This window comes from Clostridium sp., from assembly GCF_036646415.1.
In the GTDB taxonomy this organism is placed as follows: domain Bacteria; phylum Bacillota; class Clostridia; order Clostridiales; family Clostridiaceae; genus Clostridium_J.
In genome coordinates this window covers 1-16394 of the sequence record NZ_JAVXMF010000003.1, presented here as the reverse complement: position 1 = coordinate 16394, position 16394 = coordinate 1, and the positions used below count along the sequence as shown (strand labels likewise).

The window sequence follows — 16394 nt, the reverse complement described above, 5'->3', positions numbered from 1 at the left end:
GATTTTTAAAATATACAGTTATAGTATCTTGTAAAGAGGACATATTTTTGATATCATATGTCATAATTGACAAATTAACTATTAAGGTTGTGATTTATTGAAGAATATAAAATTTTATTTCGGATTAATTATTACACTCCTAGTATCGTATATTTTGATACAATTTGTGGATAATTATAGTTATTTTTGGGGAATTCTTACTAAAGCTTTATCTCTGTTGACCCCATTTTTTATAGGTATGATATTAGCTTATATTTTATCTCCTCTAGTAGATTGGATGGAAAAGAAGTTAAAGATTAAAAGATGGTTAACTATTCTTATAATATATGGAGTAACTTTGACTATGACTGTAGCATTTCTAATTATGGTAGTACCAGCAATTACTAGTAGCATAATAGAAATAGTAAATCAAATTCCTCAGTATTCAAGTGAAGTTGAAGCATGGATTTTAAGGATGGTTGGAAATATAGAAGGAAATTCAATGGCTAAAATTGAAGAGAGTTTGCTATCAATTATTCCTCAGCTTGGTGAACTTATAAATGTAATATTGACCTATTTATTAAATACAACGGTGTCTATAACTACATTAGTTGTAAATATAGTTTTGGGATTAATTATCTCTGTGTATATAATTATTGATAAAGAAAATATAATACATTATATTAAAAAGGTTACTTATATAGTGCTAAAAAAGGAAAAGGCAAATTTAGCTGTAGATATAATTAAAACATTTAACTCTAATATTGGAACTTATATTGTTGCTAAATCTATAGATTCCTTCTTTGTAGGGTTAGTAAGCTTTATTGGATTATCATTAATTGGGGCAAAGTATGCATTACTTTTTGGAATACTTTGCGGAATTACAAATATGATTCCTTATTTTGGACCTATAATAGGTATGATTCCAACAGTAATTATAAATATGTTCTATAGTCCATCAGTAGCTGTTGGATCCTTAGTGTTTTTGGTAATTCTTCAACAAATTGAAGGAAACATAATAGAGCCAAAGTTTGTAGGTGGAAAATTAGGACTAAGTCCAATATTAACACTTTTAGCAGTAACAATTGGGGGAGGATTCTTTGGAATCATAGGAATGGTTTTATCAGTACCAGTTATGGGAGTAATTAAGATATATTTAGATAAGATAATTGAAAAATATCAGTATAGAGAGAAACAAGAGTAATAAAATTAATAATAGAAAGAGCTGCATAGCTTTAGAAGATAATTCTAGAGTTATGCAGCTTTTTTAATCTACAAATAAAGTAGATATTTATAAAAGATAAATAAAATTTAAGAATGTATAATATACAAAAAAATAAGTGCCTTATTCATAGCTTTAATAATACTAAATTATTTTTTTTAGTAATAGTAGATAAAAAATAAGGGTACAGAAGGAAAATATGAGAAAAATATGAGAAAAAATATATTTGTGGAAGAAGATGAAAATATGAATACTTAGATTAGGTGTTTCATATTTGTATAGAGAATAAGAAAAAGTATTTGAGGGGGAGTTAAAATGTTTAAGAATGTAATTGTAAGAAGACCATGTAAAGCTTTAGTAGAAGGGATAAGTACAGCTAATCTTGGAAAACCGAATTATGAATTAGCATTAAAACAACATGATAAATACATCGACACATTAAAGAAATGTGGAGTAGAGGTAACCGTATTAGAAGCAAATGATGAATTTCCAGATTCTTGTTTTGTAGAAGACGTGGCACTTTGTACAAGTAAATGTGCAATAGTTACTCGCCCAGGAGCACTTAGTAGAAGAAATGAAATTTTACAACCTGATATGCAAAACAGCCTTAAAAAATTCTATGAAAATATTGAGTATATAAAAGAGCCAGGTACTGTTGAGGCGGGAGATATAATGATGGTAGGGGATCATTTTTATATTGGTCTTTCTGCAAGAACAAATGAAGAGGGTGGAAGACAAATGATTGAAATCCTTGAGAAGTATGGATTAAGTGGTTCTATTGTTCCACTAAAAGAAGTATTACACCTTAAGACTGGACTTTCTTATATAGAGAATAATAACTTACTTGTGGCTGGGGAATTTGTAACAAGTTCTGAGTTTAAAGAGTTTAATAAAATTATAATTGATAATAATGAAAGCTATTCTGCTAACTGTATATGGGTTAATGATGTGGTTATAGTTCCTGAAGGATACAAAGGAACTAAACAAGCTATAGAGGAAGCAGGTTATAAAGTTATGGAAGTGGATACTTCAGAATATAGAAAGATTGATGGTGGATTAAGTTGCTTGTCACTTAGGTTTTAAATAATTATATAGGAGGACTTTATATGGTGAATAACACCAAATTAGAAAGTAAATCAGGGGGACTAGGATATGCCAGGCTTACGGCAGTTTCAATAGGAGCAACTATAGGTGGTGGAGTATTTAGTCTTGCAGGAGATATGGCGGCAAATGGAGCAAATACAGGTGCCGTAATTATTGGATGGATAATTTGTGGTATTGGTATGCTTGCCCTAACCATGTGTTTCTTTGGACTTAATAAAACAAAACCACATTTAACTGGAGGAATATATAGTTATGCAAATGAAGGCTGGGGAGATTATGTAGGTTTTAACTCTGCTTGGGGATATTGGATAAGTGCATTACTGGCTAATGTATCCTATGCAACGTTACTATTTGCAGCTATAGCTTATTTTATACCAATTTTTGGTACAGGAAATAACATATGGTCTATAGTGTGTGCATCCCTAGTTATTTGGTTTATGAACTATTTGGTACTAAGGGGAGTAAAAGAAGCAGCAGGTATAAACCTTGTAGTTACTATTAGTAAGGTTGTTCCGATTCTTGTGTTTATAGTGGCATTAATCTTTATAAAATCCTTTAATCCAGAGATATTTATGGCAAACTTTTGGGGAGAGCCAGGAGGACTATCTTTAATTGAACAAATAAAGGCTACATCAGGAACCACAGTTTGGGCATTCATAGGAATTGAAGGAGCTGTAGTTATTTCAGGTAGAGCAAAACGTTCTAAGGATGTTGGTAAAGCTACAATAACAGCATTTATATGTGTAATTGCTTTATATATAATGGTATCTTTGCTTAGTATGGGAGTTATGTCAAGGGCGGAACTTGCAGAACTTGGCAATCCACCAATGGCAGCAATTTTGAAAAGTGTCGTAGGACCATGGGGAGCAGCTCTTGTAAATATAGGTGTAATTATATCTCTTGCTGGAGCAACTTTAGGATATACTATAATAGCAGCAGAATGTCCATACCTTGCAGCAAAAAATGGCGTATTTTCAAAGGTATTTGCTAAGGAAAATAAAAATGGAGCTCCTGTGAACTCATTATTTTTAACAAATGGAGTAATTCAAATATTTCTTATAATAACTTATTTGAATGAATCTACTTATCAAATATTTTATACTATATCAGCTAGTATGATTATGATTCCATATCTCTTAAGTGCACTTTACTATTTAGTTATTTCATTTAAAAAGGATGGATTTGAAGGTGAAAAAAGTAAATCAGTAAATTTGGCAAGATTTATAGGGGTACTTGGAACTATATATGGCTGCTGGCTTATTTATGCTAGTGGACTTACAGGGTTATTAATTACAGCAATTTTATACGCACCAGGAACTTTAGTATATATGAAGGCTAAAAAAGAAAAGGGTGAGAAATGCTTTGAAAGTACTAGGGATAAGGTAATTTTAGGAGTATTAGTTGCTATGGCAATATTGTCATTAGTATTAATTTTTAATGGTACAATAAGTCCTTTCTAGATAAATTTAAATTAAGAAGGTATGAAATTAAAGGTGTAAACCTAGAATTTCATACCTTTTAATTATGAAAAAGGAAATATTTTAATAGGTTACTTCATCCTTTTCAGAATGATCTTTACTATTTGCATAGGAGCCTATTTTAACTCCATCTATTATACCAACGTCAGCCCCATCCTTTGGATACATCTTTCTAAGTTCTGCTTGACTTGTTTTATGATCCTTTAAACGACTTTTATTATTATTTGTCATAAAAATCCCTCCTATAATATAATAGTTTCAAAATTATTGATAACTATAAAAGTAGTTTGTACTAAAGTAATAAAAATATGTTGGAAATTAAATCAAAGGGTGGGAGTAAATCTTCTAATAAAAATAAATTTAATGTAAATTCCTTATTAATTAAAAAAAAAGACTGTCTCAAAATTGAATATGTTATAAACTAGTGTTGAAATTGGACTTAAATATTTAAGTCCAATTTCAACATTCATATAAAACATAAGTCAATGATTTTGAGACAGTCCATTTAATTTTATTTGTAAAGACTCTAAGTACTATATAAACAGATTAAGTCCTGCATCTTCAGTAGAAGCTAAATAAGTTGCAACTCCACCAACTTCAACTTGTGGAAGTAGTTCTTCACGTTTTATACCCATTAAGTCCATAGACATAGAACAAGCTATGATTTTAACACCCATGTTAAGGGCATTAGCGATAAGAGTATCAAGGCTATCTACGTTATTTTTGTCCATAATGTTTTTAATCATTTTAGGGCCCATGCCAGCCATGTTCATCTTAGATAGAGGAAGCTTACCGGTATTACTAGGAAGCATAATATCAAACATTTTTTCCATGGTATCTTTTTTAACAGAAGGTTTATCCTTTGTTTTTAGGATATTAAGTCCCCAGAATGTAAAGAACATTGTTACTGGTTTTCCCATGGAAGCGGCTCCAGTAGCTATTATAAATGAGGCTATTGCCTTATCTAAATCTCCACTGAAAACTACAAGAGTTGCACCGTCTTTAGTTGTAGATTCACATATCTCAGGAGCAGCACTTCTAGTTAAAGAGGCAGTCGATCCCTTTTGTATTGTAGCAACAACGGCCTTTGATTCTTTACTAAATTTACTTTCTAGAAGTGTATTTCCAGTCTTATCACACCAAGATTCAATATCCTTTTTGAAACCAGAATCAGATGCATGAATTTCTAGCACATCACCTTGATTTAGCTTTGTCATCTCTTCAAAGACTCTTCTTATTGGGCCAGGACATTGAAGACCACAGGCATTTATAGTTACAGTAGCTTTTGGAGTTTCTTCAGTATTCAACTCATTCTCAACACTACCAAGGGTATTTTTACTATTACATTTGTTATTAACAGCATTTGAATTAAATGGTAATTTAGTTATACAATAGGTTTTATATCCACCATCTAAATTTTTACACTTAAAGCCGTGCTGAGTAAGTAGTCTACAACCAATATATCCACGAAGGCCTACTTGGCAATATACATAAATAGTTTTATCTTTAGGAAGCTTATCTAAGTTATCTCTAAGAGTATTTAGAGGTATATTAACAGCATTTGCTATATGACTAACTTCTACTTCCATAGGCTCTCTTACATCTAGAATAAACTCACCATTATTTGACAATTCATCAACTTCATGCCATTGGAACGTATCCACCAAATTATCCATAATATTTGTAGCTATATACCCAGCCATATTAACAGGATCTTTAGCAGAAGAATAAGGAGGGGCATAGCATAGTTCTAAATCAGGAAGATCAAATACTGTAAGACTTCCTTTTATTGCTGTAGCTAGCACATCAATACGTTTTTCAACTCCATCTAAGCCAACACCTTGTGCTCCAAGGATTTTACCATCTGTTGGACTAAATAATAATTTTAGAGAAACAGGGAATGCTCCAGGATAGTATCCAGCATGAGAACCTGGGTGTAAATGTACAACTTTATAATCTATATTAAGTCTTTTTAAAGTTTTTTCGTTATTACCTGTGGCAGCTACAGTTAAATCAAATATCTTTGCTACAGAAGAACCTAATGTTCCGTTGTATTTTGCTGGTTTCCCACAAATATTATCAGCTACAATATGACCTTGTCTGTTAGCTGGCCATGCAAGAGGTATAATTGTAGGAGTTCCATTTATATAATCCATAACTTCTACAGCATCACCTAGGGCATAAATGCTTTCATCTGAAGTTTTCATGTATTTATCTACAACTATAGCTTTTCTATTATTAACTGTTAACTCTGCATCCGCTGCAATTTTACTTTCAGGCTGTACACCAATTGATAAAATAATCAGATCAGTAGAGATTTCCTTACCACTACTTAAAATTACTTTCTTACCATTATTTTCAAAAGACTTAACTCCATCTTCAAGAATTAAATTAACACCATTTTCGATTAAGTGTTCATGTACTATAGTAGCCATCTCATAGTCGATAGGTGCCATGACTTGATTAGCCATCTCAACAAGGGTTACTTTAACACCTCTGTCATTAAGATTTTCAGCCATTTCTAAGCCTATAAAGCCTCCACCAACAATTACAGCTTCCTTTGGTTTGTTGTTATCTACAAAAGATTTGATTTTATCAGTATCAGGAATATTTCTAAGGGTAAACATATTAGTAACTTCCTTTATTCCTGGAATAGGAGGCACTATTGGATTAGCACCAGGTGATAAAACTAGTATATCGTAGCTCTCTTCGTATACCTCTGATGATAAAACATTTTTAACTTTAACAATTTTATTAAGTTTATCTATTTCTATAACTTCACTAAGGTTTCTTATGTCAATATTAAATCTAGAGCTCATACCTTCCACAGTTTGAACTAGAAGGTTACTTCTTTCAGTAATTGTTTCCCCAATATAGTAGGGTAGTCCGCAGTTTGCAAAAGAAATATATTCTCCTTTTTCAAACATTATAATTTCTAAGGTTTCATCTAATCGTCTAAGACGAGCAGCTGTTGAAGCACCACCTGCAACCCCACCAACAATAATAACTTTTTTACTCATAATTTAAGACCCCTTTCATAATAAAAACTTTATATCCATAATGTTAATTATGGGGAAATATATAATTTAAAATACAAGATTAAATTATATATGTATTAATATATTTATACGTTTATACATTTATATATTGCAATAATGCGATATACCTTTTGAAAAAAAGAAGTCCAAATATATAGACTTCTATATAGGTTGATTATTGAGTTTAATATGGTTTGTTAATAATAAATAGGTTATATATCTTCAAATAAAACTTGAATTAATTCTTTTATTTTAGTATCACTAACACTATATATAATTTCCAAACCGTTTCTCTCCCAATCAATAATTCCACAGGATTTTAACTTTGCTATATGCTGAGATATAGTAGATTGAGGCACATTTAAACAATGTTGCATGTTTGTAACATTGCTTCCACCACTTTCAATGAGACCTTTAACAATGCAAAGCCTTACTGGATGAGCTAGCGCCTTTAAAATATTTGCCTTTGCTTCGAAGGCTTTTGGATTAGTTGAAAAAGTATCATTGCTTGTCATATATCATATTCCTCCATATCACTATATTCATATAATACGATATAGTTCGGGGAATTGTCAATAATTTAACGAAAAATATTAATTTACAAAAGCTTATTTTGATATGGATATAAAAATAAAACTGTTTAAATTAGTAATAAATAATATATAATAAAGAAAGTATGATAGATTTATAAAAATAGAAGTTTAAGGAGATAATCATGAAAGAATTTAAATTTGTTTATGGCGAAGAGGAATTTATATTATCAGAAGAAAATTTTACCTATATAGAAAATGAAGAGGTTGAGGATTTCACTATAGAAAATGTATTAGATATATTAAATGAAGGAAAAGAAGTAGTAGACTTTGATTATGAATACTATAGTGATAAGTGTGAAGAATGCGATGGAGGAAAAACTCTAGATAAAAAGCACTATGGATTTTTAGAATATCATTTCTATATATTCACTAAAAACGCAAAATATATTACAAGCAACATAAGTGAAGAATTTGAGAATACATCTTATTCAAAATTAAGACGAGAAAATAAAATAGATGATAGCTATATAGTTTCAGTTATAGTTTGCGGTGAGTGTAAAACTTTCAATGTAGAAGTTGAGCAGTGTGACATGTAATAAATTATTGAAATATATATAGTTTTGTTGTGAAAGAAGTGTATAAATCAAGATAATGTGGATACAATCCCTAATAGGAGGGATTGTATGTTTGGAAGATTTAAAGATAATAAAAAGATGTATATAACTGTAGTTTCAGTAGGTATAATAGTTTTTCTACTTAGTTATACTGTAAGTATAAGTTTTTTAAAAAATTCTGAAAACAAAGGATTAGGCTTATTTGGAGAAGCAAGGCAGACTAGTTCTTTAAATGGCGGCGATGTAGTTATTTCAGAAGATAGTAAAATTAAGTTTGTATTAAATTATAAAAATTGTCTTGATACTGTATATATAAATGAAAAATTAGACCAACCCATAAAAGTGGAGCAGGATAAGCTGATAGGGATTAATGAAATAGAGGCTGAAAAGATATTCTCTAACTTTGGATATAAGCTAGATAGATTTACTAAAGAAGAGGTAATCTTCGTAAAAGATATAGATGGTTATAACTATAAGGAAGATTCATACTTTATTGGGGTTAAGGATAATTATATTGCAATTTATAAAAAAGAAGCAGATGGAAGCTTAAAGGTAATAGAAGCTAAGATTTCAAACCCTAAAGATGAAAGCGGATCTTATTTACAGGTAAAAGACATAGAGAACAGAGGTAATCTTTTAAAAACATTCTATGAAGGTCACGAAGATTATCAGTTTTCAAATATACAAGAAGCTATAGAATATGCTCAAGCTCTTTGTAGCACATAGGGATAAAAAAACTTAAGAACGGTGAGTTCTTAAGTTTTTTTATTTGGCTATAGTTAACTGGAAAACAGATAAGTTAATAAACACAACTGGATATAAGCCGTATGGAGCTCCAAAGACTGGAGAAACATTCCTTATAAATGGTAACAGTACTGGAGATTTAGGAAGTAGACCTATTGGATTAGGAGCTACTCCAGTAAAAGATAGTAAGGGTTACTATACTTTTAAAGTTCAAGATGGTGGAGGAATACCTTATAATTTAGGACTAAGTAAAAATAAGGGTACTATGGCAATGAAATTTAAAACCTATAGTAGTGGTAGTCCTAGGTATTTACTTTGTAGTTTATCTCCTAATAGTGGATCATTGGCAGTATATATAACGACAGGTAATAAGTTATGCTTAGCATTTAAAGATAGTAATAAAAACTGGTTAGATGTTTTAGAATATGATACTCCTATAGCAACAGGTCAATGGAATATGTTAACTATATCTTGGGCTAAAAATTCACCATCAACTACATTTAATATGTATGTTAACGGAAATAAAAAAAGTAAAAGCTTAGGTATAAGTAATTACACAGATTTTTCAGGACCTAATATAATGATAGGAGAATATTCATCTGGACATTCATTAGAAGGTAATCTAGATGAGCTAATACTTTCAAGTAAATGTTACGATGACAACACTGTAAAATCAATGTACACTAAGGGTAGAGGAAAAGCAGTTGATAAGGTTGGACAAAACAATTATGCTTATAATAATGATAGATTATTAAAGGTTTCTAGTAATAGTGCAAGCTATAACTTTGCTTATGATGGAAATGGAAATCAAAAATCTGTAGCAGTGGGAAATGCTACACTTATAACTAATGACTACGACAATGTATCTGGATTATTAAAAAATGCTACCTATGGTAATGGAAATACAGTAGCATATTCTTATGATGATTTAAATCGGGTAACTAGCAAAACCTTAGATGGTAAGATATCTTCAAAATACACCTATGACAATTTAGGTAATTTAGCTATATCACAGGATTTAAAGAGTGGAATTACTAATAAATACACCTATGATTTAGCAGACAGATTAGTAAAAACAGAAGATTCTAATGGAAACTGGTTTAAATATGATTATGATAAGACTAATAAAACTAGTAAGAAAGAAAATTATATAGCAGGCAAATCATATTCCACAAGCTTTGAGTTTGATAAAGATGGAAAGACTGAAAATGTATCATTGCCTTCAGGAAAAACCTTCTTTTATATTTATGACTCAATAGGAAGAACTAAATCTAGAACACTGAACTTAAATTCTGCTTATACTTATGACACAGAATATAAATATAAAGATGGTTATGCAGGTTCAACAACCACAATGGTATCATCTATAAAAAATGGTAACAGTGAAATAAAATATACCTATGATGACTTAGGAAGAATTGAAACTATAGATAATGGTAAGGTAATAAAATACTATTATGATAGTTTAGGACAAGTTGTAAGAGAAGATAATGGAGAGCTTAATCAAACTATAGTTTATACCTATGATCAAAGTGGAAACATTCTAAAGGTTACAGAATATCCATTAGCAATCACTCCACAGTTAGGAGCAGCAACAAAAACTGTAGATTATAGCTATGGTGATAGTAATTGGAAGGATTAATAGAATTCTTAGCTTCTATGAGAATGTTTTTCTCTCATAGAGGCTTAGAAGTCATTATCCAGGGACATACAAGCTCTTAGCTCCAATTTATTGGAGGTCTAGAGATAGTAAGTCATCGGATAAGCTAACTTCTTACAATGGAAAAGCCATAACCTATGATGCAATAGGAAATCCACTAACTTATGATGGATATACCTTTAAATGGGAAGGTGGAAGAGCACTAACCTCTATAACAGGAAATAGTAAAAACATTAGCTATAAGTATAATAGTGATGGAATAAGAACAGAAAAAACAGTTAATATGCTATATATGGAAACTCCTTTTCATATACATTCAAATGAGTAAGTTCCACTAGCTAAATTAAAGATTTAGAGTGTCACTTATAATTACACATTAGAAGGAAATACAGTAGTTCATGAAGAAATAACTAATGGAAGTACAGGAGATTAACAGAATTCTTAGCTTGTGTGAGAGTGTTTTTTTCTCACAGAAGGTTAGAAATCGTTATCTAGGGGCGTAGTAACCCTTAGTGAAGCTTAGGGATACTAGCCATCAGATAAAATTTTATATAACTATGGAGATAGTGGTCTTGTAGGATTTAGACTAAATGACACTGAAGAATATTTCTACATTAGAAATGCTCAAAGTGACATTATAGGAATATTAGATTCCGATTGTAATCAAGTTGTTACTCCTTTTCACTCAGTTCAAATAGGAAACTCCGCCTCATATTCATTTGGTGGAGTAAGTTCCACTGACTAAATCAGAGATTTAGAGTGTCACTTATGACACTTGGGGTAAGTTAATAGATATAACAGGAGATAAAGTATTAGGAGAAAAGAATCCTTATAGATATAGAGGATATAGGTATGATAATGAGACGGGATATTACTATTTACAATCAAGATATTATAATCCTGAGTGGGGTAGGTTTGTTAATGCTGATATATTTTTAGGACAACCAGGTGAATTACTATCTCATGATATGTTTATATATTCAATGAATGACCCTATAAATATGAAAGACCCAAGTGGATTTAGACCTATATATACTACAGGTGTAGAAACAGATGCAATGAGAAAAGCATCTCTACAAGTTATGAATGCTGTATCTAAAAAAGAACCACCGCCAAGTGAAGTTGGATATAAAACACCTAAAGGGAAGGGGAAAACGGGAACAGTAAAGTTGCCAAATGGGCAAAGAGGATGGGGAGATGCCGATGGCAACGTATGGGTACCGATACCAGAAGGTCATCCCTTAGCTCACGGAGGAGAGCATTGGGATGTAAACTATCCAAATGGAGGGTATGATAATGTATATCCACCTGATGGACATGTTAGAAAAGGAAGTGGTCCAAGAGGTAATTTTTCACCAGAAGGTAAAAGAATAGTTATGGAATCAACTGGGACAGGTGGTACGGCATTATTACTATATGGAGCTTATAGAGTAGCACGAATGGCACCTTCATTAGCACCACCTTTGTGGTGGACAATTCCAGCAAATGCTGCTTGTCCATAGAAAAGATATGTTTGGGAGGTTTTAAAATGAACAGCGATGAATTATTAAAAAAAATTCAGGATATAATTTTTTCAGTTCCAGGAGAAATATACAAATACAATCAGCCGAGTGATTGTTTCGATGATGAGTGGCGAGAAGCTTCAGCTCAAGAAAGGGCTTTTTTGTTAGTTGAAAGTTTACTTATAAACCTAAACAAAGGCAAAGCAGAAGAAAATACAAAACAAAAAGAAAATCTTGTTGAAGTTAAGATTGCTAAACTACCAAGATTTTATAGCATAGCAGATGAAAATATGTTTTTCAATGCTATTTATACCGTGCCATCTATAAAAGAAGTGATTGGAAATGGAAGGGAGTTATTTCTATACTATGATAAGGATATAACAAATGAAGAAAGAAATTTCATAGTTGGATTATTTAAAAGATATCAAATTCCTATCCCATCTGAAATTAATAGTTAGTATTAAATAAAATAAGTATAAACTAACTTAGTTGTTACTTAAAATTACATATAACTATTCTGTAGAGAATCGTTATATATTAATCTGAAAAACATAAGTAGGAATTTGATTTATACCAATTATTATGAGAGAGACAGGAGTGATTCCTGTCTCTATTTTCGTATTAAATAAAATTGTAATTATACATTATATCTATGATAACTATGCTAGATAGATAGCCTTAAAAAGCCTATTGAACATATAAAATATAATACGGAAGGGGTTCATAGAATAGAAAGTTATATCTTTGATACTATTACAGTTCATTTGGAATGGAGGCTTTTAAGTAAGTTACAAAAGAATTTTATAATTTTTTCATCCATAGAAAAATATACAATAGGTAGGTTTATTCTATAATTATTGTAATATACCCTTTATGTAGGCGAAGATAATTTCTAAATTAGATATGATTCTTCCACATGCTACTATTAAGAATTTCTACATGAAGATATGTATATGACAATGCGGGTAATTTAGCTATACTACAGGATTCAAGAAGTGGAATTACTAATAAATATACCTATGATTTAGCAGATAGATTAGTAAAAACAGAGGATTCTAATGGAAACTGGTTTAAAAATGATTATGATAAGACTTATAAAACCAGTAAGAAAGAAAACTACATAGGAGGAAAATTATATTCCACCAGCTTTGAATTTGATAAAGATGGAAAAACTACTAAAGTAACATTACCATCAAGAAAAAGTTTAGGCTATAGCTATGACACTATAGGAAGAACTAAATCTAAAACCTTGAACTTAGGTAATAGGAAAACCTTTAATACCCAATATGGATATAAAGAGGGTTATGCAGGTTCAGCAACTTCAATGGTATCATCTATAAAAAATGGTAACAGTGAAATAAAATATACCTATGATGACTTAGGAAGAATTCAAACTATAGATAATGGTAAGGTAACAAAATACTATTATGATAGTTTAGGACAAGTTGTAAGAGAAGATAATGGAGAGCTTAATCAAACTATAGTTTATACCTATGATCAAAGTGGAAACATTCTAAAGGTTACAGAATATCCATTAGCAATCACTCCACAGTTAGGAGCAGCAACAAAAACTGTAGATTATAGCTATGGTGATAGTAATTGGAAGGATTAATAGAATTCTTAGCTTCTATGAGAATGTTTTTCTCTCATAGAGGCTTAGAAGTCATTATCCAGGGACATACAAGCTCTTAGCTCCAATTTATTGGAGGTCTAGAGATAGTAAGTCATCGGATAAGCTAACTTCTTACAATGGAAAAGCCATAACCTATGATGCAATAGGAAATCCACTAACTTATGATGGATATACCTTTAAATGGGAAGGTGGAAGAGCACTAACCTCTATAACAGGAAATAGTAAAAACATTAGCTATAAGTATAATAGTGATGGAATAAGAACAGAGAAGACAGCAAATGGCGTAAATTATAAATACACATTGGAAGGAAATACAGTATCTTATGAAGAAATAACTAATGGAAGTACCGTAGATAAAATTTTATATAACTATGGAGATAGTGGTCTTGTAGGATTTAGACTAAATGACACTGAAGAATATTTCTATATTAGAAATGCTCAAAGTGACATTATAGGAATATTAGATTCGGATTGTAATCAAGTTGAAACTCAGTTTCACTCCATTCAAATAGAAAACTCCGCCTCATATTCATTCGATGGAGTAAGTTCCACTGACTAAATCAAAGATTTAGAGTGTCACTTATGATACTTGGGGTAAGTTAATAGATATAACAGGAGATAAATTATTAGGAGAAAAGAATCCGTATAGATATAGCGGATATAGGTGTGATAATGAGACTGGGTATTACTATTTACAATCAAGATATTATAATCCTGAGATTGGAAGGTTTATAAATGCAGATTCTCTAGGTGGACAAGTAGGCGAATTATTATCGCATAATACTTTTACTTACTGCTTAAATAATGCAATTGCAGGAAAAGATCCATCTGGATTTAGACCTATATATACTCAAGGTGAAGAAACAGCAGCAATGAGAGCGGCTTCTTATAAGGCTATGGCAAAAGCTGCAGTGATTACTAAATCTAAATCAAGTTCTATTGGTATTTATGATATATACAAAACTTATGGGATTGATGCTGATATAGCAAATTCAGGCATAGGATACGGACTGACAGGTATTATAGCAAAGGCAGGAGTAAATACAAAATATATTCCTTTGGACAATTGGGATATACAGCATATTCAATTTTATATGGGAGGTTCAACAGATGCAGGATTAATGATATACAAAGATAACAGTAATTGGAATTGGATGAATTTAGGAGCGTCCTATGAACCACTAAAAGTTGGATTAAATTATAAAGTGGAAATATTTAATTTTAATGCAGAATTTCAAATTGGAGTAGGAGCTGGTATAGGCGGTAGTGGGCAATTAGGATTAATGTCAGAAAATAATATGACAGGAATAGGACTTGGAGGAGCGTTCTTTGACATTGTCGGTTTAGAAACAGAATTGAAGATTTGGATCAAACATTAATTAAACCATATTAGTATGGGAAGATATTTAAGGAGGTATGTTAATCATGAATATAAAAGTTGGGTTAATAATTATATTTATTACAATTCCATGTATAAGTTTAACATTAAAAGCTGTGTATCATATTATAAGGGGACTGCCAAGTGGAGAGAAAGTTAAAAAGGAAGAATTAAAAAGAGGGTTAATATATGTTATTATTGTAATCATATATGCTGTTATATCTAATTTAATTTTAATGAAATTCCATTAATAACTAGAGGGAGATTTTATTATGAATATTGCAGGAGAGCTTTTATTAAAAATTGCTTATACTATATTAATGATAATAGTTTTTTTGCTTTCTTATGTTGGATTTAAAGAAAGCTCTAGTTCTATTAAGTTAAAAAAACATGTTGGTAAAGATAAACTCATGCTAAGGTGGATTAGACTAATATGTGGGTTTTCTATATATTGTTCGGGAATGATAATAATTAAATTTATTATAGAAACAATATTATATTTAATCAAAATATAGTACAGTAAAATTGAATTTTAAAATTATAATTTAATATATGAGCTGCTGATAGTTTGTCGCCATAAAATTCATGTGGCGGCAAATTTTTTCATGTGATTATATTTTTAATATCATAAAATTAAAATAAGAAATGAAATAGTCTTAAGTTTTATAAAAATATGGTTTTACTCTAGGATGTTCGTGGAATTACTCATAAATATACCTATGATTTAGCAGACAGATTAGTAAAAACAGAGGATTCTAATGGAAACTGGTTTAAATATGATTATGATAAGACTGATAAAACTAGTAAAAAAGAAAACTATATAGCAGGCAAATCATATTCCACAAGCTTTGAGTTTGATAAAGATGGAAAAACTGAAAATGTATCATTGCCTTCAGGAAAAACCTTCTTTTATATTTATGACTCTATAGGAAGAACTAAATTTAGAACACTGAACTTAAATTCTGCTTATACTTATGACACAGAATATAAATATAAAGATGGTTATGCAGGTTCAACAACCACAATGGTATCATCTATAAAAAATGGTAACAGTGAAATAAAATATACCTATGATGACTTAGGAAGAATTGAAACTATAGATAATGGTAAGGTAATAAAATACTATTATGATAGTTTAGGACAAGTTGTAAGAGAAGATAATGGAGAAATTAATAGAACTATAGCTTATACCTATGATCAAAGTGGAAACATTCTAAAGGTTACAGAATATGCACTAACAAGCAATGCAACGCTAGGAACAGCAACAAAAACTGTAAACTATGGGTATGGAGATAGTAACTGGAAGGATAAATTAACATCTTACAATGGAAAAGCTATAACCTATGATGCAATAGGAAACCCACTAACCTACGATGGCTATACCTTTAGATGGGAAACAGGAAGAAGTTTGAAATACATCAATGGAAAAGGGAAAAATATAGAATATAAATACAACATTGATGGAATAAGAACAGAAAAAACAGTTAATAGGATATATATGGAAACTCC

At 30.7% G+C, this 16394-nt stretch carries 16 protein-coding genes and 3 pseudogenes; 16 read left to right on the top strand and 3 right to left on the bottom strand.

Annotated features, from left to right (window positions below; genetic code table 11):
• Positions 1–97 precede the first annotated feature (97 nt).
• The 3 genes from RSD37_RS02715 (at position 98) to RSD37_RS02705 (ending at position 3765) form a co-directional block, all read left to right on the top strand.
• Positions 98–1183 carry an AI-2E family transporter gene (locus RSD37_RS02715; RefSeq protein ID WP_346945163.1) on the top strand — a complete coding sequence of 362 codons (1086 nt, stop codon included), beginning with the start codon at positions 98–100 and terminating at the stop codon, positions 1181–1183.
• 333 nt (positions 1184–1516) lie between these two features.
• Positions 1517–2284, top strand: coding sequence for an arginine deiminase family protein (locus RSD37_RS02710; RefSeq protein WP_346945162.1), 768 nt, complete (start codon positions 1517–1519; stop codon positions 2282–2284).
• Positions 2285–2307: 23 nt separating this feature from the next.
• Positions 2308–3765: a basic amino acid/polyamine antiporter gene (locus RSD37_RS02705; RefSeq protein ID WP_346945161.1), complete on the top strand. Its 1458-nt coding sequence runs from the start codon at positions 2308–2310 to the stop codon at positions 3763–3765.
• Positions 3766–3846: 81 nt separating this feature from the next.
• On the opposite strand, the gene RSD37_RS02700 is transcribed toward RSD37_RS02705, so the two are convergent.
• The 3 genes from RSD37_RS02700 to RSD37_RS02690 form a co-directional block, all read right to left on the bottom strand.
• On the bottom strand, positions 3847–4014 hold the full coding sequence (locus RSD37_RS02700; RefSeq protein WP_346945160.1) for a hypothetical protein: 168 nt from the start codon (positions 4012–4014) through the stop codon (positions 3847–3849).
• A 302-nt stretch (positions 4015–4316) separates the two neighbouring features.
• Complete coding sequence (locus RSD37_RS02695) at positions 4317–6803, bottom strand: CoA-disulfide reductase (RefSeq protein ID WP_346945159.1); 2487 nt, start codon at positions 6801–6803, stop codon at positions 4317–4319.
• A 230-nt stretch (positions 6804–7033) separates the two neighbouring features.
• The gene (locus RSD37_RS02690) at positions 7034–7336 is read right to left on the bottom strand and encodes a metalloregulator ArsR/SmtB family transcription factor (protein ID WP_346945158.1); all 303 of its coding nucleotides are present in this window, start codon (positions 7334–7336) and stop codon (positions 7034–7036) included.
• 200 nt (positions 7337–7536) lie between these two features.
• On the opposite strand from RSD37_RS02690, the gene RSD37_RS02685 reads away from it, so the two are divergent.
• The 13 genes and pseudogenes from RSD37_RS02685 to RSD37_RS02625 form a co-directional block, all read left to right on the top strand.
• Positions 7537–7950, top strand: a complete 414-nt coding sequence (locus tag RSD37_RS02685; RefSeq protein ID WP_346945157.1) for a DUF3785 family protein — start codon at positions 7537–7539, stop codon at positions 7948–7950.
• An 87-nt stretch (positions 7951–8037) separates the two neighbouring features.
• On the top strand, positions 8038–8694 hold the full coding sequence (locus RSD37_RS02680; RefSeq protein WP_346945156.1) for a hypothetical protein: 657 nt from the start codon (positions 8038–8040) through the stop codon (positions 8692–8694).
• 43 nt (positions 8695–8737) lie between these two features.
• Positions 8738–10354 carry a LamG-like jellyroll fold domain-containing protein gene (locus RSD37_RS02675; RefSeq protein WP_346945155.1) on the top strand — a complete coding sequence of 539 codons (1617 nt, stop codon included), beginning with the start codon at positions 8738–8740 and terminating at the stop codon, positions 10352–10354.
• Between the two features lie 806 nt (positions 10355–11160).
• Positions 11161–11331, top strand: a pseudogene (locus RSD37_RS02670) (RHS repeat-associated core domain-containing protein); the annotation flags it as partial.
• A gap of 42 nt (positions 11332–11373) precedes the next feature.
• Positions 11374–11874: a hypothetical protein gene (locus RSD37_RS02665; RefSeq protein ID WP_346945154.1), complete on the top strand. Its 501-nt coding sequence runs from the start codon at positions 11374–11376 to the stop codon at positions 11872–11874.
• 26 nt (positions 11875–11900) lie between these two features.
• Positions 11901–12332 (top strand): hypothetical protein, encoded by a 432-nt coding sequence (locus RSD37_RS02660; RefSeq protein ID WP_346945153.1) that lies wholly within the window; start codon positions 11901–11903, stop codon positions 12330–12332.
• Between the two features lie 518 nt (positions 12333–12850).
• A complete protein-coding gene (locus tag RSD37_RS02655) occupies positions 12851–13486 on the top strand; it encodes a hypothetical protein (RefSeq protein WP_346945360.1) in 636 nt (211 codons plus the stop codon).
• Between the two features lie 322 nt (positions 13487–13808).
• Complete coding sequence (locus tag RSD37_RS02650; RefSeq protein ID WP_346945152.1) at positions 13809–14066, top strand: hypothetical protein; 258 nt, start codon at positions 13809–13811, stop codon at positions 14064–14066.
• 43 nt (positions 14067–14109) lie between these two features.
• Positions 14110–14280 (top strand): annotated as a pseudogene (locus tag RSD37_RS02645) (RHS repeat-associated core domain-containing protein); the annotation flags it as partial.
• Between the two features lie 99 nt (positions 14281–14379).
• Positions 14380–14886 (top strand): hypothetical protein, encoded by a 507-nt coding sequence (locus tag RSD37_RS02640; RefSeq protein WP_346945151.1) that lies wholly within the window; start codon positions 14380–14382, stop codon positions 14884–14886.
• A gap of 46 nt (positions 14887–14932) precedes the next feature.
• Positions 14933–15136, top strand: coding sequence for a hypothetical protein (locus RSD37_RS02635; protein WP_346945150.1), 204 nt, complete (start codon positions 14933–14935; stop codon positions 15134–15136).
• 21 nt (positions 15137–15157) lie between these two features.
• A complete protein-coding gene (locus RSD37_RS02630; RefSeq protein ID WP_346945149.1) occupies positions 15158–15400 on the top strand; it encodes a hypothetical protein in 243 nt (80 codons plus the stop codon).
• A gap of 371 nt (positions 15401–15771) precedes the next feature.
• Positions 15772–16394: pseudogene (locus tag RSD37_RS02625) on the top strand (wall-associated protein); the annotation flags it as partial.